This window comes from Burkholderia sp. GbtcB21, assembly GCF_019091065.1.
GTDB lineage: Bacteria > Pseudomonadota > Gammaproteobacteria > Burkholderiales > Burkholderiaceae > Burkholderia > Burkholderia pyrrocinia_C.
The window spans coordinates 747379-768074 of the sequence record NZ_JAGXKA010000001.1 but is presented as its reverse complement, the minus strand read 5'-3'; the positions used below and the strand labels follow the sequence as shown (position 1 = coordinate 768074).

The window sequence follows — 20696 nt, the reverse complement described above, 5'->3', positions numbered from 1 at the left end:
GCGCCGGCCGGGTACGCCCTGGCCGGCGCGCAACGCAGCGTGGGACGGCCGCGATTCACGCGTGAGGTGAAGGGCGGCGAAACCGCGCCAGCGGAATTCCGGTCGCGGCCCTGATCTCGATCAGCAGATCCGGATGGCAGAGACGCTCGACCTGGACCACCGTCGTCACCGGACCGGACCGGACCGGACCGGACAAGGCTCGGCGAAGCAGGTGTTGCGGATATCGCCGGCCTGCATGAACGCATCGATGTCGGTCGCGTGATGGACGAGCGAGATCACATCGCGCATCTGCGGACGGATGTGACGCTGCCGGCAGGCCGGGCGGCATCCCCTTATACTGGACGTACTTCGTCATTCGATCTTCGCCGTGCCCACGCCTGCCCCCACCGATCCATCCGATCCGTCCGCCGACGATCCCCGCCCGATTCCGCCCGAACAGCCTGAACTGGAAGACTGCTGCAACAGCGGCTGCTCGCCGTGCGTCTTCGACCTGTACGACGAAGCGCTGGCGCGCTATCGCGTCGAGCTGGCCGAGTGGGAAGCGCGGCAGGCGCAACGCAAAAAACACCGATGAGTCGAATGCCGGCGAGCGGCTGCGCATTCACCTTTCCGTCGCAGATCCCGCCGGCGGTGCGATCCACGCCCCGCGTCACGCACCTGCATGCAGCCGCCGATGCAGCGGCCCGAGCGCCGTCGACAGTGCGATGCACGCAAGCAATACGACCGTCAGCGTGAACATCGACGTCCGGAACCCCTGCACGTAATCCACCGCGGCCGGATGCACGCCGAGCCGCGCGAAGAACACGCCGCCGATCGTCGCGGCGCCGACGGCCGCGCCGATCTGCAGCATCGCGCTGACCATTCCTGACGCGACGCCCGCGCGGGCCGCATCGACTTCCGCGAGCACGATCCGCACGACCGACGGCAGCACGAGGCCTTGCCCGATGCCGATCGCCGCGATGCCCGCGTAGAAGCCGGGCCCCGGCGCACCTTCGCGGGCGAGCGCGGCGGCGGTCGCGACGCCTGCGGCGAGCATGACGAAGCCGAGCGTCAGCACGCGATAACCGCCGAACCGGCCGACGAGGCGCGGCATCAGCAGCGGGCTCGCGAGGAAGCCGAGCCCGAGCGGCAGGATCGCGAACCCGGACGCGAGCGGCGACCAGTTCAGGCAGCCCTGCAGATAGATCCCGTAGCTCAGGAAGAATGCGCTCAGCGTGTAGAACAGGAACGCGAGCATCAGACCGAGCGCGACGACCGGGTTGCGGAACAGGCGCACGTCGAGCAGCGGATCGCGGCCGCGCGCGAGCCGGCCCGCTTCGACCGCCAGCAGCGCACCGAGCATCGGCAGCGCGCCGACGACGCACGCGATCATCCACAGCGGCCAACCGGCCTCGCGGCCCTGCGTGAGCGGATACACGAGCATCAGCAGGAACAGCGACATCAGCACCGTGCCCGGTACGTCGATGCGCTGGCCGCGCGGCGGCCGGTTTTCCGGGATGAAGCGCCAGCTGCCGATCAGCGCAAGGATGCCGATCGGCAGATTGACGAGGAAGATCGCGCGCCAGCCGAGCCCGAACGGATGCAGGCTGATCAGCGCGCCGCCGCCGAGCTGGCCGATCACGGCCGCGAGGCCGAACGCGAAACCGTAGAAGCCCATCACGCGCACCTGTTCCTGCGGGCTGAACACGCTGCGGATCGTCGCGAGCACCTGCGGTGCGAGGATCGCCGCGAACAGGCCCTGCAGCACGCGGCCGCCGACGAGCACCGTACCGCTGCCGGCGAGCCCGCACAGCGTCGACGCGAGCACGAAGCCGGCCATGCCCAGCATGAACATGCGCTTGCGGCCGTACAGGTCGCCGAGGCGGCCGCCCGTGATCTGCACGACCGCGCTCGCGCACGCATAGGCCGACACGACGAGCTGGAGCTCGGCCGGGCGCGCGCCGATGCCGTCGCGGATGGCCGGCAGCGCGAGATTCACGATGAAGTAGTCGAGCGGCGGCAGAATGGCGCCGACCAGCAGGACCACGAGCGCCCAGCCGTGATGGCTGCGCGGCGTCGCCGCGGCAGCCGCGCCGGCCGGCGCGCAGGGGGCAAGGGTGGGGTTCGTCATGAACGAAGGGTCCGAAAAGTATGAGGGCCGTATGCGCGAACGGCGCGGGCCGGCCATTGACCCCGTATTCTGGATGCGGTCGACGAATCGGAAAAGCGGGAAAGAGTGGTAGCATCCATCGGGTTAATCGATGGATGGGGGATGGCGATGCGCGGTTTCGATCTGGACCAGTTGCGCACTTTCGCGGCGGTCGCGGACGCCGGCAGCCTGACGGCCGCCGCGCCGCTGCTGCATTTGTCGCAGTCGACGGTCAGCGAGCAGGTGCGCAAGCTCGAATTGCGCGCCGGCGTGCCGCTGTTCGTGCGCAGCAAGCGCGGCGTCGAGCCGACGCCGGCCGGCACGCGGCTGCTGCAGCACGCCCGGCGCATCGTCGCGCTGAACGAGGCCGCGTTCGACGAGCTGCGCGGGCAGGCGATCAAGGGCGAGCTGCGCGTCGCGATCACCGACTATTACCGGACGAATGAAGTCGCGGGCCTGCTGGCGCGGCTGCGGGAGTGCTACCCGCAGCTGAGCCTGCACGTGAGCGCGATGAAGAGCGCGGACATCGAGGCGGCGCACGCGAGAGGGCAGATCGATCTCGGCGTCGTGATGAACCTGTCGAGCGGGCCGTTCCGGCCGGCGTCGGCCGACACGCGCTGGGTGCTGCGGCGCGAGCCGCTGTCATGGGTCGCGTCGCCGGCGCTCGCGGAGCAATTGCCCGAGCCGCTGCCGCTCGTGCTGCTGCCGGACGACTGCATGATGCATCAGATCGCGGTGCGCTCGCTCGACGAGCAGCACATGCCGTACGTGCTCGTGCACAGCGCGTCGGGTGTCGCGGGGCTGCAGTCGATGCTCGCGGCGGGGCTCGGTGTCGGCTGCCTGTGCGCGTCGGCGATCGGTGACGGCATGATGCGGCTCGGCGCGAAATACCGTCTGCCGCCGCTGCCCGACGCGGTGTTTTCGCTGACGCCGCCGATGCCGGGCGAACGCGAAACCGTCACGCAGGCGCGCGAGGTGCTGTCGCGGCAATTGCTGATGTAGAAACGCGCCGCGCGACAGGCAGCGGCGCGTATTCGAGAGACGCGGGAGAGGGCCTACGCATGAGCATGAACGACGAACTGAAGCAGCAGATGGCCGACAGGCTGCAGGACGCGTTGGAGCGGGTGGTCGACGAGCGCTCGCTGATCCATTTCCTGCGCGTGCTCGGCCATGACTGGAACACGGAGCGGCAGCTCGAAGCCGACGTGCCGCCGTCGCCATACGCGCGCGCCGCGCTCGGCTGGGAAAACCGCTCGATCGGCGAGTACCTGGAGGCGATGGTCGACTGGGCCGAAGCGTCGGAGGACGGGCTGCGCTTCTACGACGTGCCCGACAATCCGTGGCGGCGCATCGCGGACATCCTGTTCGCCGGGAAAATCTACGAGTAGTACCGTCCGGGCGATTCGCGCCTTCTACTCGGCGGCTTCTCCGTCGGCGTAGGCGCGCAGCCCGTCCGCCAGCGCATCGAACACGGCCCGGCAGCGCGGGCTCGTCCGCAGGTCTTCGTGCATCACGACCCAGGTTTCCAGCTTCATCGTGGGCCCGTCCGGCAGCACGCGCACGAGCCTCGCGTCGCGCTTCGCGAGCCCCGTCTGGCAGAAACCGACGCCGTAGCCGGCGCGGATCATCGCGAGCTGCGCAAGGTTGCTGTCGGTGCGCAGCGCGAACGCGTCACGCTTCCACAGCGGCATCCCGCGCCCCGCCGAACGGATGAACGGCGTGATGGTATCGAAGCCGATCAGCGCGTGATGCGCGAGTTCGTCGATCGTCGCGGGCGCGCCGTTGCGCGCCACGTAGTCGTCGCGCGCATACAGCCCGACCTCGATCGCGCCGACGCGCCGCGCGACGAGCGCGTCCTGCGCGGGCGGCGCCATCCGCACCGCGATGTCGGCTTCGCGGTTCAGCACGTCCTGGATGCGGTCGGTCGGCACCAGTTCGATGACGAGCCCCGGATGATCGCGCCGCAATTGCGCGAGCATGGGCGGCAGCACCTCGACGGCGATCACGTCGCTGGCCGAGATCCGCACGGTGCCGCGCACGCCGGCGCCGTGGCTCGCGGCCGCGCGCTCGAACGCGGCCGCCGCGCTGCGCAGCGCCTCTGCATGGCCGCGCAGTGCGAGCGCCGCCTCGGTCGGCAGCAGGCCGGACGGCGAGCGCGTGAACAGCGTCTGGCCGAACGCGGCCTCGAGCGCCGCGACGTGGCGGCCGGCCGTCGGCTGCGTGATGCCGAGCGCGCGCGCCGCGCCGGACAGCGAGCCTTCCGTCAGCACCGCGAGAAAGGTCCGGTAGCGTTCCCAGTTCAGATCAGTGGTCATGCATAAATGTATAGCTGATTTCCGATGTTAGGCAATTCCTTGTTAGCTGTCGGCGCGCCAGAATGCATCTCACGACGGTTCATTCAAGGAGAACGGCAATGACGACGAACGCAGGCGCGGCGCAACGACAGGTACTCGTGCTCGGCGCGAGCGGCGGGATCGGTGGGGAAGTCGCGCGGCAGTTGCGCGATGCCGGCTGGCAGGTGCGTGCGCTCAAGCGCGGGCTCGACGCCGAAGTCGTGGAGCGCGACGGCATCACCTGGATGCGCGGCGACGCGCTGGATCGCGAGGCGGTCGTGCGGGCCGCGCGCGGCAGCAGCGTGATCGTGCACGCGGTGAACCCGCCCGGCTACCGGAACTGGCCGACGCAGGTGCTGCCGATGATCGACAACACCATCGCGGCGGCGACGGTGGCGCAGGCGACCGTCGTGCTGCCCGGCACGGTCTACAACTACGGCGCCGACGCGTTTCCGGTGCTGCGCGAAGACGCGCCGCAGCATCCGGCGACCCGCAAGGGCGTGATCCGCGTCGAACTGGAGCGGCGGCTGCAGGAAGCGACCGCGCAGGGCGTCCGCACGATCATCGTGCGCGCGGGCGATTTCTTCGGGGTGCGTGCCGGCAACAACTGGTTTGCGCAGGGGCTGATCAAGCCGGGGCGGCCCGTCTCGACGATTCGCGTGCCGGGGCGGCCGGGCGTCGGCCATCAGTGGGCGTATCTGCCGGACGTCGCGCGCACGATGGTCGAACTGATCGAGCGGCGCGACACGCTGGAGCCGTTTGCCCGCTTCCATTTCGGCGGGCATTGGGACGCGGACGGCACGCAGATGGCCGAGGCCATCAGTCGCGTGGCGCAGCGGCACGGAATGCGGCCTGCGGTGCGGCGCTTTCCGTGGTGGCTCGTGTGGGCCGCGGCGCCGTTCGTCACGACGCTGCGCGAGATGCTGGAGATGCGCTATCTGTGGCGCGAGCCGCTCAGGATGGACAACGCGCGGGTGACGGCGGTGCTCGGCCGCGAGCCGTTGACGCCGCTCGATACGGCGGTGGAGGCGACGCTGGCGGGGTTGGGTTGCTTGCGGTGAACGGCGGCGCGAGAGGCGGAGGTGAACGGAACGTGCGGTGAGCGGCGACGCGAAAGGTGGAGGCGAGCGAAACGTGCGTTGAACGGCGACGCGAGAGGCGGAGGCCAACGAAACGTGTCGGCACGAAAGCATGTGTGCAGAGCCTTTCACTTCGGCATCCGTCAGGCCCGCCGTCCCCCGTCACGCCACGATCGGCAACACCTCGACCGCATACCGGTGCCGAAGGCTGCGCCCGAGCACCGGATCGTGCAGCTCCATCTCGAACGCGTCGCCGTCGCCCATCGCGGCGATCGAGCCATGCACGGCGACGGTGCCGCCATACATCGCGCAGCGCGCGGGCATCGTGCGGCGATCGTCGAAGCGCTGCCACAGCGCGTCCGGCGCGAGCAGGCCGCTGACCGCGCCGTGCTGATATTCAATGCGTTCGCCGTCACGCGCGATCAACCACGAACGCATCTCGATTGCATCCCAGTGATCGGCGATATCCGCGTAAAGCCACGCGTCGCACCCGAGCGGCTTCGCACACACCTGCTTCGACACCGCGACGCCGTACGCCTCGACTTCTCGATCCGTATGATCGGAGCCGACCGTGACCAGCGTGCCGGCCGGGCTGTCGACCAGCACGCATTCGATCTCGCCGCCCGAGCGTGCGCCGAGTACGCCGATCGAAGGCGCCTGCGTAAGCAGCGCGGACGACACGCGATAGAAGCACGGCGTGGTCGAAGGCGGCGCGACGCCGAGCGCCGCGAGTTCGTCGATGTGCGCGCGGATAGCGGCCGGATCGCGGCCGGCCCAGCCGGCAATCACGACGCGCTCGATCTCGACGTCGACGGCGGCCGGCGCGCGCTGCAGGGAAATCACGTTGAACGACAGGGCTTGCATGCAGATATCCGTTTGAAGTGCGAAGGAATGAATCGGCTTGCGGCGATGCTCATTCCGCGAGCGGCCGGTGCGCGGTCTCGCGTGCGGCGAGGAGTGCGATCGAGGTGACGACGAGCGCGGCGGTCACGTACAGCGACACGGCCGTCGTCGTACCCGTCTGCCGGAACAGCGTGGCGATCACGAGCGGCGCGAAGCCGCCACCGACGATGCCGGCGAGCGTGTACGCGAGCGACGAACCCGCATAGCGCACGCGCGTCGGGAACTGTTCGGTCACGAATGCGCCCTGCGGGCCATACATCACCGCATGGATCACGAGGCCGATCGCGACGGCCGCGACGATCGCACCGGGGCGCGCCGAATCGAGCATCACGAAGAACACGAACGCCCACACGACACCGGCGATCGCGCCGGCGAGATAGACGGGCCGGCGGCCGAAGCGGTCCGACAGCGCGCCGAAGAACGGCACCGCGAGCGCGTTGCAGGCCGTGCCGACCATCACGGCCGTCAGCGCGACGGGGCGCGACAGGTGCAGCACGGTCGTCACGTAGGTCAGCGTGAACACGACGATCAGCGCATACAGCACGTCCGAGCCGATCCGTGCGCCGCCCGCGATCAGCAGGCGCCGCCAGTGGTACTTCAGCACGTCGGCGACGGGCACCTCGGCGGTCGCGTGCGATTCGGCGAGCTGCTCGAACTGCGGCGTTTCGTCGACGCCGCGCCGCAGCCAGAAGCCGAACACGACGAGCAGCGCGCTGGCCGCGAACGGCACGCGCCAGCCCCACGACAGGAAGTTCGCGGACGTGGTCGACAGCGTCACGAGCGCGATGCAGCCGGTGCCGAGCAGCGTGCCGAACGACGGGCCCATCTGCGTCCACGACGCGGACAGCCCGCGCCGGTTCTGGTCGCCGTGCTCGACCGACAGCAGCACCGCGCCGGCCCATTCGCCGCCGAGCGCGACGCCCTGCACGAAGCGCAGCGCGACGAGCAGGATCGGGCTCAGGATGCCGGCCTGCGCATAGGTCGGCAGCGCGCCCATCAGCGCGGTCGTCACGCCCATCAGCACCAGCGTGAGCATCAGCACCGCGCGGCGGCCGATGCGGTCGCCGAGATTGCCGAACACGAAGCCGCCGAGCGGGCGCGACACATAGCCGACCGCATAGGTCGAGAACGCGAGGATCGTGCCGGCCAGCGGATCGACCGACGGGAAGAACAGGTGGTTGAAGACGAGCGCGGCGAGCGTGTTGTAGATCGTGAAGTCGTACCACTCGAGCGACGTGCCGATCATGCTCGCGGTCGCGAGTCGGCTGGTGCGGACGCGCCGGGGCGCGTGGGCGGCGGGCTGGGCGAGAGTGCTCATGGGTTCGGGCCTGTCGTGACGGAGAACGGGATCAAGCGCGGGGCCGACGCGTCGGCCGCGTGCGGGTGCTGGTGCGGGGGCTGGTGCGGTGCGGCCGGCGTCGGCGTTCAGGCAGGCAGCGCGGCGGCGGCCGGCTCTGCTTCTGCTTCGGCGTCGCGGCGCGCAACCTGCAGCGGCGCGGCGGCGCGCCACAGCAGGTCGAAGGTGCGTACGTCGTCGTGCCCGGCGAGTGCGGCGGCCACGCGGCGCGTCGCGGCCGCGTCGCTGCCTTCGATCAGCACGAGCGCGTCGGCGGCCGGGCGGGCGGCCGCATCGGCGCCGATCGGCGCGGACAGGTCGGGCGCGGTGCAGAAGAGTCGCGCCGCGTGAATGCCCGGTTCCTGCATGGCGGCGTCGAAGCGCTCGCGCAGTTGCGGCACGTCGATGCGTTCCGGCGGCAGCACGAACAGCGCGAGTTGCGCGCCTTCGCCGTCGCCGGCCTCGATCGTCAGTTCGCCGACGCGCCGCTGCGTGCCCGTCATGCGTTCGAAGTTCGCGAGCGACCACGCGGTCTGCTGCGTGAACGCGCGCCGGTAGGCGTCGCTGCGGAACACGTCGAGCGTGTCCGTCACGTACAGCGCGAGGTACTGGCGCGGGCCGCCGTCGGTCGCGCGAAAGCGCCGCGCATGCGTGAAGCCGGGAATCGCGACACGTTCCTGCATGTGTTCGCGGTCGTACCACGCGTTGAAGTCGGCTTCGTGCGCGGGGTCGATATCCGTCCAGACGCAAAGCTGGCCGTGCGGAAGGGGAAGGCAGGTCATCGCGGGGTTCCTCGTGACGGGGGATGTCAGGAACCGCAGTGTCCCGAAGACGGGCCGCGCCCGTCCAACAAGAAAACAAATTCGCGGTGAACAGGTTTTCTTATGAGCGGCGCGGGCGGCGTTTGGCCGGGGCGGCGGCGGGCGGCGCGGATTTCGCCGTGCGCTTCGCAGTTGCCTTGGCATTTTTCTTTGTTTTGGCCGTCGTACGGGCGGGCGATGCGTCGACGGGTTCTGGGCTGGCCGCTGCAGCCGGTTTCGCGATGCTCGCGGCGGCCGGCATCGCGCGCGCGATCTCGCTCGCCAGTTCCGCGATGCGTGCGGCGACCGGCAGGCCCTGGCTGCGGTATGTTGCGACGAGCGGCAGCGCGGGGAATTCGGGTTCGACGTCGAGCAGTTCGAGCGTGCCTTCGTGCAGCTCGCGACCGATGATCGCGGGCGGCAGCGCGGCCACGCCGAGGCCGTCGGCGACGAGGCGGATCATCGCGGCGACCGACGTGATGCAGTTGATGCTGGCCGGCCGCTCGACGGCCGCGAACAGCCGCTCGATCGTCGCGTGCGGCCCCGAGTGGCGCGAGAAGCTGATGATCGGAAATTCCGCGAGGCGCGCGACGTCGAGCGGCTGGCCGCCGAGCCCGAGGCGCGGGCTTGCCGCCCAGCGCACCGGGAATTCGCACAGCGGCAGGTTCGTGAAATCGGGGCCCGGCACCGGGTCGGTCTGCAGGATCAGGTCGACGCCGTCGGTGCTGAGCAGGCGAGTCAGGTGCAGCGTGGTGTCGCTCGTGATCTCGACGTCGAGCCGCGGATAGCGCTCGCGCAGTTGCGCCATCAGCGCCGGAAACCAGCTGTGCACGATCGATTCGATCACGCCGATCCGGATCAGGCCGGCATCGCTCGCTGCGTCGATGTCGCGCCGCATTTCGCCGTCGAGCCGCACGATCCGCTCGGCATAGGCCAGCATGCGCCGGCCCGCGGGCGTGAGCGTGGCCGAGCGCGTGTTGCGGTCGAACAGGCGCACGTCGAACGCCTCTTCGAGCGACGCGATGCGGCTCGACACGGCGGCTTGCGTCGTGTGCAGTTTTTCGGCGGTCAGCCGGAAGTTTTCCAGCTTTGCGAGCCAGACGAAGGTTTCAAGAAACCGGATATTCATCGAGGTCGGAACGGTGAGGAGGCGCCGGGCGGGGCGGCAGGATCGGTCGATGGTAGCGGATTTTTGGAGCGGGAAACGAGCGGACGGTGCGATGAGCGTGCCGCAGCGGGCGTCGGAGTGCCGGAGGACGTTGCACGGAACGCCGCCCGCAGCGACGCATCACGCGCGCGGCGTGCCCTCGAGCCTCAAAGCTTGCCGAACGCGAGCGTCGGCACGTCGACGGCCATCGCACCGCCGTCCGCGACGAGCGTCGCGCCGGTCACGAACGATGCGTCGGGCGACGCGAGGAACGCGCAGACGGCCGCGATTTCGTCCGGATCGGCCGCGCGCCGTAGCGGCACGTCGGCGCTGACGCGTGCGTAAGCACCGTCGAGCGAGTCGCCGTGCGCGGCCATCAGCGGCTCCATTTCCGCGTCGGCCATCGGCGTGCGGACCCAGCCCGGACACACGGCGTTCGCGCGCACGCCGTGCGGACCGTAGTCGCGGGCGAGCGACCGTGCGAGCCCGAGCAGCGCGTGCTTGCCGACCGTATAGCCGCATACGTCGGGCCCGGCCGCGAGTGCCGCGATCGATGCGACCAGTACGATGCTGCCGCGCTGCGCGATCAGGTCGGGCACGCACGCGCGTGCGCTGACGAATGCGGTGTCGAGGTTCGCGTGCATCGCGTCGCGCCACTGCGCGTCGCCGGTTTCATCCGCGCGGCCGACGCCGTGGCCGCCCGCGCACGCGACGAGCGCGTCGACGCGGCCGAAGCGTTCGGCGATTCGCGGCAGGAAGCCGGCCCAGTCGGCGCTGCTCGCGGCGTCGCCGGCGAGCGCGAGGCCGCCGGTTTCGGCGGCCAGCGCGTCGAGCGGCGCCTGACGCCGCCCGATCAGCACGACGCGGTCGCCGCGGCCGGCGAAACGGCGCGCGCACGCGGCGCCGATGCCGGTGCCCGCACCGGTGATCGCGATCGTGCGGGGCTGTGGATGCGTCATGTCGTTCTCCGGAAGGGTGTCGTTTCCGGTCACTTTAGGCGGAGCGGGCGAGCGCCGGTATCAGCCGAAAGGATGAACGCGGACGGCGCCCGGTCGCCGGAACGGTCATGGCCCATTTTGCAAAAGCTGACGATGTCCGGCGCCGAATCGCTCTATCCTGCACATTTTTGGGATAAGTCACGAAAGCCCGGCAAAATAGCGCGGGCGAGCATGCGTATCGACGCGCGGCGCGTTGGCCGGCCGATTCCGTCGTTCGGGCGGAGCGGCAGGCCGGCGAGATCGGCGCGGGCATCGTGTCTGCCGATGGATCGTGTTGCCACGGCGTATCGCCCGGTTGCGCGCTGGCGCGGCCGGACCATCGACAAGAACAGGGAGAGCCGGCAATGAGGCTGGACGACGAAAGAGAAAGCATGAACGTCGAGGACCGCCGCGGCGCCGGCGGTTTCGGCGGCGGGCGCGGCGCGACGATCGGCATCGGCACGATCGTGGTTGCGCTGGCCGCGTCGTATTTCTTCGGGATCGACCCGCGCGTGGTGCTCGAAGGCGCATCGGCGCTGCAGGGCCGCCAGCAGCAGGCGCAGCCCGCGCCGGCACAGCGCCAGGGCGCGCCGGCGAACGATCCGGGCTCGGTGTTTACGCGCAAGGTGCTCGGCAATATCGAGCGCACGTGGTCGGGCGTGTTCAACACGCAGCTGCATGGGCAGTACGAGCCGCCGAAACTCGTGATGTTCACGAACTCGACGCCGACCGCATGCGGCACGGGCCAGACGGCGATGGGGCCGTTCTACTGTCCGGCCGACCGCAAGGTGTATATCGATCTCGGTTTCTACGACGAACTGCGCAAGCGTTTCGGCGCAGGCGGCGATTTTGCGCAGGCTTACGTGATCGCGCACGAAGTCGGCCATCACGTGCAGAACCTGCTCGGCATTTCCGACAAGGTCGACGCCGCGCGCAGGCGTTCGAGCCAGGCGCGCGCGAACGCGCTGTCGGTGCGGATGGAACTGCAGGCCGATTGCTTCGCCGGCGTGTGGGCGAACAACGCGCAGCGTGCGAACCAGCGGCTGATGGAGCCCGGCGATTTCGAGCAGGGGCTGAAGGCGGCCGCCGCGATCGGCGACGATCGGCTGCAGCAGCAAGGGCAGGGTTATGTCGTGCCGGAAAGCTTCACGCACGGCAGCAGCGACCAGCGCGTGTACTGGCTGCGGCGCGGGATGGAAGCGGGCGAGGTGAGCGCCTGCGACACGTTCGCCGCGAACGCGCGCTGACAGAGGGCGCGCGCACCGTCGCGCGCCCGCATCGTCCCGGCCACACCGGCCACACCGGCCGAATCCGCCAGACCGGGACGATTTGCCGATTTGTGCTCACCGGCGCCTTTCGGCGCCGGTAGGCTGGCCCGAACCTAGATGCGTTCGCCCGCCAGCCGATTCCTCCATGCCGCCCCCATCCATCCCATCCATTCCCGCCGATCAGGGCGCTGCCGACTGGCAACGTGCGCTGCGCGCGTGCGTGGACGCGTTCGACGCGTTCGCGAGCCCGTCCGCGATCGTGTTCTACCGGCTCGACCAGAGCGGCGAACCGGCCGATTTCGAGCTGTTCGGGATGCCGGAGTCGATGCATCGAACCTATGTCGCGCGCTACCGGATGCTCGATCCGTTGCATCCGTCGCGTTGCGCGGCGGGCGAGCGGGCGGTCGTCACGCTCGCTTCCCAATTGCCTGACGAAAGACGCGAGGCGTCCGCGTACTGGACCCGTTTCCTGCGCCGGCACGACGTGACCGACGTCGTCGAGATCTGGCTGCGCGACGCGGGCCGCACGGTCGGCGCGTTCTCGTTGCTGCGCTTCGGGATGGGTGAAGCGGTCGGCGGTGCGGCTGGAAATAGGACGGCGGGCCGGTTCGCACCGGGCGAGATCGATGCGCTCGCGCGACTGCAGCCTGTCGCCGAAGCCGCACTGAGCCCGCAACTGCGCGCGCGGCGCGGGATTCACCGGATCGGTTGCGAGGAAAGGCTGACCTATCGCGAGGAACAGATCGCGCGCCTCGTGCGCGACGGCCGTTCGAACAAGGAGATCGCGCGCGATCTCGCGCTCGGCCAACCGACCGTCAAGACGCACCTGATGCGTATGTATCGCAAGCTCGGCGTGTCGAATCGTACGGAGCTGGTCGGGGCGTTGTTCCTGTAACGCCTTCCGTTCCCGATTACGCGGTCCGTTGTTTGCGACTGCACGCGCCTCCCTAACGCGCTGCCAATTTGCGCTCACCGAGCGCGATCCGTCGTCGATACAGTGGTCCGACGCCCGCGTGCCCACGCGCACGCGGTCCAGCCACGACAATCCTCGAGACGCTTATGAGCAACACGAATTTCGTCGCCGTCAGCGACACCGTGCGCACCTTCGTTGCGCGCGATTTCGGCCTCTTCATCGACGGTGAAATGCAGCCCGCGCACGCGGCAGCGCGGCTCGACGTGTACGACCCCGCGACGGGCGAGCGGCTCGCAACGGTCGCGGATGCGGACGAGCACGACGTCGACCGCGCGGTCGCCAGCGCGAAGCACGCGTTCGACACGCGCGTGTGGAGCGGCCTGCGCCCGGCCGACCGCGAGCGCATCCTGCTGAAACTCGCCGACCTGATCGAACGCGACGCCGAAACGCTCGCGCAGCTCGAAACGCTGAACCAGGGCAAGTCGATCCACGTGTCGCGCGCGATCGAGGTCGGCGCGAGCGTCGAATACGTGCGCTACATGGCCGGCTGGGCGACCAAGATCACCGGCCAGACGCTCGACGTGTCGATCCCGTTCCCGCCCGGCACGCGCTATACGGCCTATACGCGCAAGGAACCCGTCGGCGTGGTCGCCGCGATCGTGCCGTGGAATTTCCCGCTGATGATCGCGGTGTGGAAGCTGATTCCCGCGCTCGCGGCCGGCTGCACGATCGTGCTGAAGCCGTCGCCGGAAACGCCGCTCACCGCGCTGCGTCTCGCCGAGCTCGCTCGCGAAGCCGGCGTGCCGCCCGGCGCGTTCAACGTCGTCACGGGCGGCCGCACGTGCGGCGCCGCGCTCGCGAGCCATCCGTCGATCGCAAAGATCTCGTTCACGGGCTCGACCGCGACCGGCAAGCGGGTCGGCGCGGCTGCCGTGCAGAACATGACGCGCTTCTCGCTCGAACTCGGCGGCAAGAACCCGATCGTGATGCTCGATGACATCGACGTCGCGCAGGCACTCGACGGCGTCGCCGCCGGCGCGTTCTTCAACCAGGGGCAGGTGTGCGCGGCCGCGTCGCGCATCTACGTGCATCGCAGCAAGTTCGCGCAGCTCGCGGACGGCCTCGCGGGCGTCGCGCAGTCGATGAAGCTCGGCGCGGGCCTCGACACGACCGCGCAGATCAACCCGCTCGTCTCCGCGCACCATCGCGACAAGGTCGTCCAGCACATCGAAGGCGCGCGCCGCGCCGGCCTCACGTTCCTTGCGGGCGGCACGCCGGCCGACGACCTGCCCGGCTATTTCGTGAAGCCGGCCGTAATCGCCGATCCGCATCCGGACAGCGCGATCGTGCGCGACGAGGTGTTCGGCCCGGTGATCGTCGTCGTGCCGTTCGACGACGCGGCCGACGCCGTGCGCCTCGCGAACGCGTCGCCGTACGGCCTTGCCGCGAGCATCTGGAGCAACGACCTGAAGCGCGTGATGAACCTCGTGCCGCAGATCGAAGCCGGCACCGTGTGGGTGAACTGCCATATCCCGCTCGACCCGTCGATGCCGTTCGGGGGCTACAAGCAATCGGGCATCGGCCGCGAGTTCGGCCAGTACGCGATCGAAGGCTTCACCGAAACCAAATCCGTCTGCATCGCGCACTGACGCGCGGCGCGAACCACGACCCTTGACCCCGAACGACCAGGTTCAAACGATCCGACAGTGGAGACTGCAATGAGCTACAACGAAGCAAAATTCTGGCATCCGATGGTGCACCCGAACGAAATGAAGCAGCGCAAGCCGATCCGCATCGTGCGCGGTGACGGCTGCTACGTGTTCGACGAACAGGGCCGCAAGCTCGTCGACGGCGTCGCGGGCCTGTGGAACGTGAACGTCGGCCACAACCGCCAGGAAGTGAAGGACGCGATCGTGCGCCAGCTCGACGAGCTCGAATACTTCCAGCTGTTCGACGGGATCTCGCATCCGCGCGCGGAAGAGCTGTCGAAGAAGGTGATCGACATGCTCGAACCGGAAGGGATGCGCCGCGTGCTGTACAGCTCGGGCGGCTCCGACGCGATCGAGACCGCGCTGAAGATCGCGCGCCAGTACTGGAAGGTGCGCGGACAGGCCGATCGCACGAAGTTCATCTCGCTGAAGCAGGGTTATCACGGCACGCACTTCGGCGGCGCGTCGGTGAACGGCAACACGGTGTTCCGCCGCAACTACGAGCCGAACCTGCCCGGCTGCTTCCACGTCGAGACACCGTGGCTGTACCGCAACCCGTTCACGCAGGACCCGGAGGAACTCGGCCGGATCTGCGCGGAAATGCTCGAGCGTGAGATCCAGTTCCAGAGCCCCGACACGGTCGCCGCGTTCATCGCGGAGCCGATCCAGGGCGCGGGCGGCGTGATCGTGCCGCCGGCCAACTACTGGCCGCTCGTGCGCGAGGTGTGCGATCGCTACGGCGTGCTGCTGATCGCCGATGAGGTCGTGACGGGCTTCGGCCGCAGCGGCAGCATGTTCGGCAGCCGCGGCTGGGGCGTGCGCCCGGACATCATGTGTCTCGCGAAGGGGATCTCGTCGGGCTACGTGCCGCTCGGCGCGACGGTCGTGAACGCGCGGATCGAGGACGCGTTCGCCGCGAATGCGGACTTCGGCGGCGCGATCATGCACGGCTACACGTATGCGGGCCATCCGGTCGCGTGCGCGGCCGCGATCGCGAGCCTCGACATCGTCGTCAAGGAAGACTTGCCGGCAAATGCGGCGAAGCAGGGTGCGTATCTGCTCGAGGCGCTGCGGCCGTTCGCGGAACGCTTCGCGGCGGTCGGCGAGGTGCGCGGCAAGGGGCTGATGCTCGCGCTCGACCTCGTCGCGAACAAAGAGACGCGCGAGCCGATCGACCCGCTGTCCGGTTATGCGAACGCGGTTGCGGAAGTCGCGCGCGAGAACGGCGTGCTGGTGCGGCCGGTCGGCACGAAGATCATCCTGTCGCCGCCGCTCGTGATCCAGCGCGAACAGCTCGACCGGATCGTCGACGCGCTCGCGGCGGGCTTCGAGGCCGTGCCGTTCGCGTGACGGAATGGCGGCATGAGCGCGTGACAGTGTGACCGCAAACCGGCGGTGGGCAGCCTCGCCGCCGCCGGTTTGCCGATTTGCGCTATGACCGGTTTATTTTGCCTGCGTATTTTTTCGACATCGGATCAAGTGTGATCGACAGGAGACCCGGGTGCCGAAGCGCTGAAGCTCCGCCCCCGGGCCGATCGTGAAGCATTCGACTGGAGCAGGGGCCGAAGCGCCGGCACCGGTCGACAAAGGAAGGAGACAACGATGTCGGGATGGTCAGGAGTTACCGGCGCTGCGGGCGATACGCCCGCCGGCACGCCGGCCGAAGCGGGCGGCGGCACGGCGCTGAAGGCGGGCGCGGTCGGCTTTCCGACCGCGCTGGCGAGCGCCGTCGGCCTCATCATGGCAAGCCCGGTGATCCTCACCGCGACGTCGGGCTTCGGGATGGGCGGCTGGGCGTTCGCGGTCGCGATGATCATCGCGTTCGTGATGATGCAGGCGCAGGCGACCACGTTCTCGGAAGCAGCCGCGATGCTGCCGACGGCCGGCTCGGTTTACGATTACCTGTCGTGCGGGCTGGGCCGCTTCTGGGCCATCACCGGCACGATTTCCGCGTATTTCCTCGTGCACGTGTTCGCCGGCACGGCGGAGACGATCCTGAGCGGCATCATGGCGCTCGTCAATTTCGAATCGCTGAACGCCGCGTTCGAGAAGCACAACAGCTCCTGGCTCGTCGGCGTCGGCCTCGTAATCACGTTCGCGATCACCAACATCATCGGCATCAAGGTGTTCAGCAAGCTCGAGATCGTGCTGACGGCCGGCATGTGGCTGTCGCTGATGATCTTCGGGATTCTCGGGCTCGCGGCCGCGCCGGCCGTGCATCTCGACGGCTGGTTCGGCGGCTCGGAAGTCGGCACGTCGGTGCCGGCCGTGCTGTCGCTGGTCGGGATGGCGATGTTCATGTTCGTCGGCTGCGAGTTCGTCACGCCGCTCGCGCCGGAAATGAAGGCGCCGGGCCGCACGATCCCGCGCGCGATGACGATCGGCCTCGTCGGCGTCGCGATCTGCATGTTCCTGTACGGCGCGGCGATCCGCCGTCAGGTCGCGAACGTGCCCGTGAGCCCCGACGGCCTCACGCACCTGCTCGACACGCCGGGCGCGATTCCCGCGTTCGCGCTGCAGGTGCTTGGGCCCTTCGGCCGCATCTGGTTCGGCATCGCGTTCCTGTTCGCGGGCGCCGCGACGATCAACACGCTGATGGCCGGACTGCCGCGCATCCTGTACGGGATGGCGATCGACGGCGCGCTGCCGCGCTGCTTCGCGTACCTGCATCCGCGCTTCAAGACGCCGGTGGTCGGCATCGTCGCGGCGGCGGTCGTGCCGATATTCCATGCATGGCTGATCAACGGCAATCTCGACAGCATCCTGCACCTCGTGCTCGCCGCGACCTGCGCGTGGGGCACCGCGTATCTGCTCGTCACCGCGTCGGTCGTGATGCTGCGCATCCGCCGCCCGGACCTGCCGCGCCCGTATCGTTCGCCGCTGTTCCCGCTGCCGCAGATCGTGTCGAGCGTCGGCATCGTGCTCGCGATCTGGTACATCACGCCGCCCGGCATGAACGCGCGCGACATCTACGTGCCGTTCGGCGCGATGCTCGGGCTTACCGCGCTGTACGCGCTGTTCTGGACGCTGGTCGTGCAGCGCCGGCATCCGTTCAAGCCGGTGCCGGTCGAGGAAGTGCTGCGCAACGAGCACGTCGCGTCGTGAGGGCCGCGCTCGCTCGATGGCGCGCGGCGCCCGATGCGCCGCCGCCCGGCCACCGGCCCGGCGCGATCGCCGCGCGCGTGCTCGCCGACCTGCATGCCGTGCGCGATACCGACGGTGTGGGCAGTCCGACGGTAAGGCTGCCGAACGGCGTGTGCGTAAACGTCGAAGAGCACGTCGAGTGCCAGTTCCTGATGCATACGGTCAGCGTGAAGGTGGCGGTGACCGTATGCGGCCCGGCCGCGCAGGGCTGCGCCCGTGTGCGGCAGACCGGCTGGCTGCGCCGCACGGGTATCGACGCGGCGCCCGCGCCGGGATGCGACCCCGGATTCGTCGACACGGTGGCTGCGGTGGTCGCCGAGCCGTCGCTGGCCGACGCGCTGCGGCCGCTGCACCTGACCGACTGCGCGATCGACGCGCGCGACGGCCGCTGGACGCTCGCGATCATGCCGTTCGGCGGCAGCGAGGTCGTGAACCGGATGCCGTCGTTTCGCCGCTACGTCCGGCTGACCGGCGAGCAGGCGGCCGCGTTGTCGGCGGCCTGTCTTGCATTCGAAACGGCACTGCGCAGGATTTTGCACGGGTAAGCTGTGGCGTTGCGGCGGGGCGAACGCCTCGGTCGCATCCAGGAATCAGGGTTTTACCGGAGGCGCCGATGTTGTTCCAGTCACGCTCGCACGAAGACGTACACGACCACGGGCTCGCGATCGCGGGCTGGCATCAGGTCTACCGCCAGATGACGCCGGGCCGCTTCAGGGGCACGGTCACGCAGGTGCTGTACGACGATTTCCACTTCTTCCGCGAAACGACCAACCGGCGCGTCGCGCAAACCGGGCTCGCGCCGGCCGGACGCACGTCGCTCGCGGTGCCGCTGTCCGTGCCGCTCGCGGGCACGTTCCAGGGCCAGCCGGTCGACGGTTATGCGCTGCTCGCGCTGCGCGCCGGCGAGGATTTCGAATTCCATACGCCGGAAGGGATGGGGCTCGTCGGGATCAGCGCGGCGTCCGACATGGTCGACGAGCTGTGCGAAGCCGAATTCGGCGCGGCCGGCGCGCGCAAGCTGCGGCACGTGACGCGGCTGTCCGACGCGCAGGGCGTCGCGCTCGGCGTGCGGCTGTCGTCGCTGATCGACGATGCGCAGCGCGACCCCGGCCACCTCGAATACGCGGCCACCCGCAAGATGTTCCGCGACGCGATGCTCGGCATGTTCCTCGATGCGCTCGAACAGGGCATCGGCGTCGAGCGCCGCGACATCACGCATGCCACCTACAGCGACATCGTGAGCCGCTGCGAGAAGCATCTGCGCGACCGGCCCGAAGAACCCGTCACCGTGCTCGAACTGTGCCGCGCGCTGCGCTGCAGCCGCCGTACGCTGCAAACCAGCTTCCAGCGCGTTGCCGACGTCACGCCGGTCGGTTATCTGCGCACGATCCGGCTGAACGCGGTGCGGCGCATGCTGCGCACGACGCCGGTACAGCAGCTCGGCGTCGGCGAGGCCGCCGCGAGCTGGGGTTTTACGCATCTCGGCTATTTCGCGCGCGAATATCGCGACCTGTTCGGCGAGCTGCCCTCCCAGACGACGCGTCCCGACTGACGCACGCGCACCGCGACGATACCGTCGCGGGCAGCGCGATCCACCGTTTGCCGATTTGCGATAGAGGTCCTGAATTTTCGCTGGATAGAGTCCCGTCACTCATATCGACAACATCATCGGTTTGCACTGCGAATCGACGACACCAGAGGACGGGACATGAAGATCGGACGACGACTGGCCGCGGCCGCGGCTACGCTGGGTTGCATGCACGCACACGCGCAGACCTCGGGCAGCGTGACGCTGTACGGCACCGTGGATACCGGCATCATCTACTCGACGAACCAGCAGTTCACGCGTGCCGACGGCAGCACGGGCGGCGGCCATGCGTGGCAGATGGGCGGCGGCAACCTCGTGCCGTCCCGCTTCGGGTTCCAGGGCGCCGAGCCGCTCGGCGGCGGGCTCGACGCGGTGTTCACGCTCGAGCAGCAGTTCCTGTCCGCGAACGGTCAGGCGCTGCAGGGCGGCACCGCATTCAGCCGGCAGGCGTGGGTCGGGCTGCGCCAGGACGGGATCGGCACGCTCGGCCTCGGCCGGCAATACGATTCGTACACCGACATGCTCGGCGCGTATGTGTCGAGCAACAACTGGGCGACGCCGTACGGCTCGCATCTCGGCGACGTCGACAACCTGAACGCCGCGTTCAACTTCAACAACGCGGTGAAGTTCACCAGCGCCGATTTCAACGGCCTCACGTTCGGCGGTACGTTCAGCTTCGGCGGGCAGGCCGGCGATTTTTCCGCGAAGCGCGGTTATGCGGTGGCCGCGACGTACGCGCGCGCGCCGGTGGCGTTCTCGGTCGGCTACCTCGACCTGCACCAACCTCTCGATGCGGCGCTCGGCGGCGCGAGCGGCTATATCGGCGATTTCGCGTGCAGCAATCCGGGCGCGATGTACTGCCTGCTGCAGGATGCCGGCTCGATGCGCGCGTTCGGCGCGGGCGGCTCGGTGACGTTCGGCGCGGCGACGGTTGCGCTTACCTATACGCATACGCGCCTCGGCGACAGCCGCTATTTCTCGACCGCCGCACAGCCGCGCACGCAGGCGTTCACGTTCGACATCGGCGAGCTGAACGTCACGTACATGTTCACGCCCGCGCTGCAGGGCGGCGTCGCGTACATCTTCAACGCCGCGCATACCGACGGGCGCGGCACGACGCGTTTCCACCAGCTGAACGTCGGCACGAACTACAGCTTGTCGAAGCGCACGGCGCTGTACGCGGTCGCGATCGGCCAGATCGCGAGCGGCGCGGGGCTCGGCACCGATACGAACGGCAACGCGGCGAACTACGCGCAGATTCCGGTGCTCGCGAACAGCAACTCGAGCCGGCAACTGGCGGTGATGGCCGGGATCCGCGTGAACTTCTGACGGGGCGACGGAACCGACGATACCCGGCGTGGCTGCACGCTC

The 20696-nt window shown here is 69.2% G+C and carries 19 protein-coding genes and 1 pseudogene; 12 read left to right on the top strand and 8 right to left on the bottom strand.

Features of this window, described 5'->3' with window-relative positions; genetic code table 11:
- Positions 1-55: 55 nt before the first annotated feature.
- Positions 56-291 (bottom strand): annotated as a pseudogene (locus tag KVT39_RS37860) (RidA family protein); the annotation flags it as partial.
- Positions 292-367: 76 nt separating this feature from the next.
- Here KVT39_RS37860 and KVT39_RS37855 point away from each other — a divergent pair.
- Positions 368-574 (top strand): oxidoreductase-like domain-containing protein, encoded by a 207-nt coding sequence (locus KVT39_RS37855; RefSeq protein ID WP_034180463.1) that lies wholly within the window; start codon positions 368-370, stop codon positions 572-574.
- Positions 575-649: 75 nt separating this feature from the next.
- On the opposite strand, the gene KVT39_RS03365 is transcribed toward KVT39_RS37855, so the two are convergent.
- On the bottom strand, positions 650-2110 hold the full coding sequence (locus KVT39_RS03365) for an MFS transporter (protein WP_217587793.1): 1461 nt from the start codon (positions 2108-2110) through the stop codon (positions 650-652).
- 147 nt (positions 2111-2257) lie between these two features.
- Here KVT39_RS03365 and KVT39_RS03360 point away from each other — a divergent pair, with 147 nt between their 5' ends.
- Positions 2258-3130, top strand: coding sequence for a LysR family transcriptional regulator (locus KVT39_RS03360; protein WP_217587947.1), 873 nt, complete (start codon positions 2258-2260; stop codon positions 3128-3130).
- A 65-nt stretch (positions 3131-3195) separates the two neighbouring features.
- Positions 3196-3516 (top strand): hypothetical protein, encoded by a 321-nt coding sequence (locus KVT39_RS03355; protein WP_152865561.1) that lies wholly within the window; start codon positions 3196-3198, stop codon positions 3514-3516.
- A gap of 24 nt (positions 3517-3540) precedes the next feature.
- On the opposite strand, the gene KVT39_RS03350 is transcribed toward KVT39_RS03355, so the two are convergent.
- Positions 3541-4443, bottom strand: a complete 903-nt coding sequence (locus KVT39_RS03350; RefSeq protein ID WP_217587791.1) for a LysR family transcriptional regulator — start codon at positions 4441-4443, stop codon at positions 3541-3543.
- Between the two features lie 98 nt (positions 4444-4541).
- On the opposite strand from KVT39_RS03350, the gene KVT39_RS03345 reads away from it, so the two are divergent.
- Positions 4542-5522 (top strand): NAD-dependent epimerase/dehydratase family protein, encoded by a 981-nt coding sequence (locus KVT39_RS03345; protein WP_217587789.1) that lies wholly within the window; start codon positions 4542-4544, stop codon positions 5520-5522.
- 180 nt (positions 5523-5702) lie between these two features.
- Here the strand turns inward: KVT39_RS03345 and KVT39_RS03340 are convergent, their stop codons facing one another.
- The 5 genes from KVT39_RS03340 to KVT39_RS03320 all read right to left on the bottom strand — a co-directional run bounded on the left by KVT39_RS03340 (position 5703) and on the right by KVT39_RS03320 (position 10685).
- The gene (locus tag KVT39_RS03340; RefSeq protein WP_217587788.1) at positions 5703-6404 is read right to left on the bottom strand and encodes a DUF2848 domain-containing protein; all 702 of its coding nucleotides are present in this window, start codon (positions 6402-6404) and stop codon (positions 5703-5705) included.
- 49 nt (positions 6405-6453) lie between these two features.
- On the bottom strand, positions 6454-7761 hold the full coding sequence (locus tag KVT39_RS03335) for an MFS transporter (RefSeq protein ID WP_105392637.1): 1308 nt from the start codon (positions 7759-7761) through the stop codon (positions 6454-6456).
- 107 nt (positions 7762-7868) lie between these two features.
- Positions 7869-8561, bottom strand: coding sequence for a DUF4286 family protein (locus KVT39_RS03330; protein WP_034180456.1), 693 nt, complete (start codon positions 8559-8561; stop codon positions 7869-7871).
- Between the two features lie 100 nt (positions 8562-8661).
- Entirely contained in the window at positions 8662-9708 is a 1047-nt protein-coding gene (locus KVT39_RS03325; RefSeq protein ID WP_175747420.1) for a LysR family transcriptional regulator, read from the bottom strand.
- A gap of 185 nt (positions 9709-9893) precedes the next feature.
- Positions 9894-10685: an SDR family NAD(P)-dependent oxidoreductase gene (locus tag KVT39_RS03320; RefSeq protein WP_217587787.1), complete on the bottom strand. Its 792-nt coding sequence runs from the start codon at positions 10683-10685 to the stop codon at positions 9894-9896.
- 383 nt (positions 10686-11068) lie between these two features.
- Between KVT39_RS03320 and KVT39_RS03315 the strand changes: the two genes are divergently transcribed.
- The 8 genes from KVT39_RS03315 (at position 11069) to KVT39_RS03280 (ending at position 20654) form a co-directional block, all read left to right on the top strand.
- The gene (locus KVT39_RS03315) at positions 11069-11950 is read left to right on the top strand and encodes a neutral zinc metallopeptidase (RefSeq protein WP_217587786.1); all 882 of its coding nucleotides are present in this window, start codon (positions 11069-11071) and stop codon (positions 11948-11950) included.
- Positions 11951-12116: 166 nt separating this feature from the next.
- Positions 12117-12866, top strand: a complete 750-nt coding sequence (locus tag KVT39_RS03310; RefSeq protein WP_217587785.1) for a response regulator transcription factor — start codon at positions 12117-12119, stop codon at positions 12864-12866.
- 164 nt (positions 12867-13030) lie between these two features.
- Positions 13031-14533, top strand: a complete 1503-nt coding sequence (locus KVT39_RS03305; protein ID WP_217587778.1) for an aldehyde dehydrogenase family protein — start codon at positions 13031-13033, stop codon at positions 14531-14533.
- 69 nt (positions 14534-14602) lie between these two features.
- Complete coding sequence (locus KVT39_RS03300) at positions 14603-15943, top strand: aspartate aminotransferase family protein (protein ID WP_217587776.1); 1341 nt, start codon at positions 14603-14605, stop codon at positions 15941-15943.
- Positions 15944-16195: 252 nt separating this feature from the next.
- Positions 16196-17698 (top strand): APC family permease, encoded by a 1503-nt coding sequence (locus KVT39_RS03295; RefSeq protein ID WP_217587774.1) that lies wholly within the window; start codon positions 16196-16198, stop codon positions 17696-17698.
- Positions 17695-18282: a DUF3156 family protein gene (locus tag KVT39_RS03290; RefSeq protein ID WP_217587772.1), complete on the top strand. Its 588-nt coding sequence runs from the start codon at positions 17695-17697 to the stop codon at positions 18280-18282. The genes KVT39_RS03295 and KVT39_RS03290 overlap by 4 nt, the downstream gene beginning before the upstream one ends.
- A gap of 68 nt (positions 18283-18350) precedes the next feature.
- Positions 18351-19289 (top strand): helix-turn-helix domain-containing protein, encoded by a 939-nt coding sequence (locus KVT39_RS03285; protein WP_034180446.1) that lies wholly within the window; start codon positions 18351-18353, stop codon positions 19287-19289.
- A gap of 156 nt (positions 19290-19445) precedes the next feature.
- The gene (locus tag KVT39_RS03280) at positions 19446-20654 is read left to right on the top strand and encodes a porin (RefSeq protein WP_217587770.1); all 1209 of its coding nucleotides are present in this window, start codon (positions 19446-19448) and stop codon (positions 20652-20654) included.
- The last annotated feature ends 42 nt before the right edge of the window (positions 20655-20696 follow it).